General features: G+C 52.8%; 4 protein-coding genes and 1 pseudogene. 1 reads left to right on the forward strand and 4 read right to left on the reverse strand.

The window, feature by feature from the left end; translation table 11 throughout:
- Positions 1-253, forward strand: a pseudogene (locus PFRI_RS21325) (hypothetical protein); the annotation flags it as partial.
- A gap of 45 nt (positions 254-298) precedes the next feature.
- Here the strand turns inward: PFRI_RS21325 and groL are convergent.
- The 4 genes from groL to PFRI_RS06890 form a co-directional block, all read right to left on the reverse strand.
- On the reverse strand, positions 299-1,942 hold the full coding sequence (gene groL, locus PFRI_RS06880) for a chaperonin GroEL (protein ID WP_072629968.1): 1,644 nt from the start codon (positions 1,940-1,942) through the stop codon (positions 299-301).
- Between the two features lie 44 nt (positions 1,943-1,986).
- The gene (groES, locus tag PFRI_RS06885) at positions 1,987-2,274 is read right to left on the reverse strand and encodes a co-chaperone GroES (protein WP_072629969.1); all 288 of its coding nucleotides are present in this window, start codon (positions 2,272-2,274) and stop codon (positions 1,987-1,989) included.
- A 188-nt stretch (positions 2,275-2,462) separates the two neighbouring features.
- Positions 2,463-2,591 (reverse strand): hypothetical protein, encoded by a 129-nt coding sequence (locus tag PFRI_RS21835; RefSeq protein ID WP_273508167.1) that lies wholly within the window; start codon positions 2,589-2,591, stop codon positions 2,463-2,465.
- A gap of 106 nt (positions 2,592-2,697) precedes the next feature.
- The gene (locus PFRI_RS06890; protein WP_072629970.1) at positions 2,698-2,877 is read right to left on the reverse strand and encodes a hypothetical protein; all 180 of its coding nucleotides are present in this window, start codon (positions 2,875-2,877) and stop codon (positions 2,698-2,700) included.
- Positions 2,878-3,002: the final 125 nt, after the last annotated feature.

The raw sequence follows: 3,002 nt of genomic DNA on the forward strand, positions 1-3,002 counted from the left end.
TACCCAAACACCTCTGATCAATACGGCGCGCCCACGGCCTTCGCCGAATGCTTACCCTGCGTCTGGATATTTTCCACGCAGATCAATCACATCAGGGGTTCAGGCCGGGTGGCTGCATATCATCGAGGATGCACCGCGATTTGCCTATGCGGCCTACGCTGTTTTCAGCGAAAGCCAGTCCGAGGGCATAGCGGGTCAAGCTGCGCGTTTGTTGCGAAGCTATGCGCGTGAAAACCTAGATACTAGCGGCTAGAAAAAACCCGCAGACAGATGCCTGCGGGCCTTGTTTCGTGCGTGGTTACATCATGCCGCCCATACCACTCATACCGCCCATGTCAGACATGCTGTTACCGCCTGCTTTGGCTGGTTTGTCCGCAACCATCGCTTCGGTTGTGATCAAAAGCGCTGCAACGGACGCGGCATATTGCAATGCGATGCGCACCACTTTGGTCGGATCGATTATACCCGCTTTGAGCATATCGCCATAAGTCTCTGACTGCGCATCATAGCCAAATGTCTTGCTGGTGTTCTCGATGATCTTTCCAGCAACGACTGCCCCGTCAACACCGGCATTTTCTGCAATTTGGCGCAGCGGTGCTTGAAGCGCTTTGCGAATGATCGCGATGCCAGCGGACTGGTCCGCGTTGTCACCTGTGAGGCCTTGCAAGATTTTGCCAGCATGCACCAAGGCGACACCGCCACCTGGAACAACCCCCTCTTCCACAGCTGCGCGTGTTGCATTCAAGGCGTCATCGACACGGTCCTTGCGTTCCTTCACCTCAATCTCGGTCGCGCCGCCAACTTTGATCACTGCGACACCGCCCGCAAGTTTCGCAAGACGTTCCTGCAGCTTTTCCTTGTCGTAGTCGGAGGTTGTGTCTTCGATCTGAGCACGGATCTGATTAACCCGCGCAGCGATTTCCGACTTTTCACCGGCCCCATCAATGATGGTTGTGCTGTCTTTGGTGATAGTGATCTTCTTGGCATCGCCCAGCATGTCCATCGTGACATTCTCAAGCTTGATACCCAACTCTTCTGAGATAACCGTTCCACCCGTAAGCACGGCCAAGTCTTGCATCATCGCTTTGCGACGATCTCCGAAACCGGGTGCCTTGACGCCAGCAACCTGCAAGCCGCCGCGCAGTTTGTTCACGACAAGTGTTGCGAGGGCCTCGCCGTCGATGTCTTCGGCAATCACCAGCAACTGCTTGTCCGCTTGCACAACCGCCTCAAGCAAAGGGACCATTGGCGCAAGAGAAGTCAGCTTCTTCTCGTGCAACAGAATGACGCAGTCCTCTAAATCCGTCGTCATCTTGGCCGGATCTGTCACGAAATACGGACTGAGATAGCCGCGATCAAATTGCATGCCCTCAACGACTTCAGTTTCTGTTTCCAGACCTTTGTTTTCTTCGACAGTGATGACGCCTTCATTACCGACCTTGGCCATCGCATCGGCGATTTGCTGGCCTATCTCCGCCTCGCCGTTGGCAGAAATCGTGCCGACTTTGGCAATCTCGGCGGTATCACCCACAGGGCGAGACATCGTTTTAATCTCGTCGATGACCGCAGTAACCGCTTTGTCGATACCACGCTTTAGGTCCATTGGGTTCATGCCTGCTGCGACCGATTTCATGCCTTCTTTAACGATGGCCTGCGCTAGAACTGTCGCTGTTGTCGTGCCGTCACCAGCTTCATCATTGGTGCGCGATGCGACGTCCTTAACGAGTTGTGCGCCCATGTTTTCGAACGGATCAGACAGTTCGATTTCTTTGGCGACAGTTACGCCGTCCTTGGTGATGCGCGGCGCGCCGAACGAACGGTTAATCACCACATTGCGACCCTTGGGGCCGAGCGTGACTTTAACGGTATTGGCGAGAATATTGATGCCCTTGAGCAAGCGGTCACGGGAGTCCGTGCCGAATTTGACGTCTTTTGCAGACATGTCGGTATTCCTCATTGAAAATGATGTGAAAGAGGTCGCGTCGTTCAGGCCATAATGCCAAGAATGTCGCTCTCCTTCATAATGATCAGCTCTTCGCCGTCGATCTTGATCTCAGTTCCAGACCACTTGTCGAACAGGATTTTGTTGCCCGCTTTGACGTCCATCGCAATACGCGCGCCTGCTTCGTCCTTGGCACCCGCACCAACAGAGACAACTTCGCCTTCTTGCGGTTTCTCTTTGGCTGTGTCGGGAATAATGAGCCCGCCAGATGTCTTTTCGTCTTCTTCGATGCGACGCACCAAGACGCGGTCATGTAGGGGTGTAAACAACATGGAAATACTCCTTCTGAAGTTTTCCGGATAGGGATGGCATGCTTGGAAAGGAATTGGCACTCGCCACACCAGAGTGCCAATATTAATGAAGTGGCTATGCTATGAGACCACTACAATAGGGCGGCGAACTATATTTCACGGGTATTCTGGTTCCGTTGAATTTGTCCGCCGCACTTGGCTTTTATGGCTTACTTTATCTTCTTGTCCGCAATCGAAAGTGCTGGTTTGCCATCGCTAGAATTCGATGTAGCAGAGACTTTCGGCTTTTCTTGTTTAGGTTTCTTGGCTTCTTTATTGCCATTTTTACCTTTGGCCATTTTCAGTCCTTCCAAATTGCAATGTTCCTTTGCCGAAATGGCAAGGTATTCACTGCGTTACGCACCGCTCGCCATTCAAGGTTTGCGGTGAATTTTTTGCGCGGGGTCACGAAGGGTGAGATGCTTTTTCCAAAGCTTCTGCATCGGCATCGTCCATCACCTTTTGCTGGCCCCGAGATATGGTTGCGACAGGACTGCCAAACATTGCGTTTGCAGCAGCAAAGTCTTGCGCCGTGTCGATTTCTGTCCAGTTGAGTCCAGTGATATCAAGCGCATGAAAGCCCATCCCTTTCAGAACAAGCCGCGCATAGGCGGCCTCGTAATAGTCCTGTATACACAGAGTCCTCGAGCACCCGACTTTTGACGGGTTGACGTCTGACCGTAGAACGATTCAGCTAACCGCATGATCCG

This window comes from Planktotalea frisia, assembly GCF_001890925.1.
Lineage (GTDB): Bacteria > Pseudomonadota > Alphaproteobacteria > Rhodobacterales > Rhodobacteraceae > Planktotalea > Planktotalea frisia.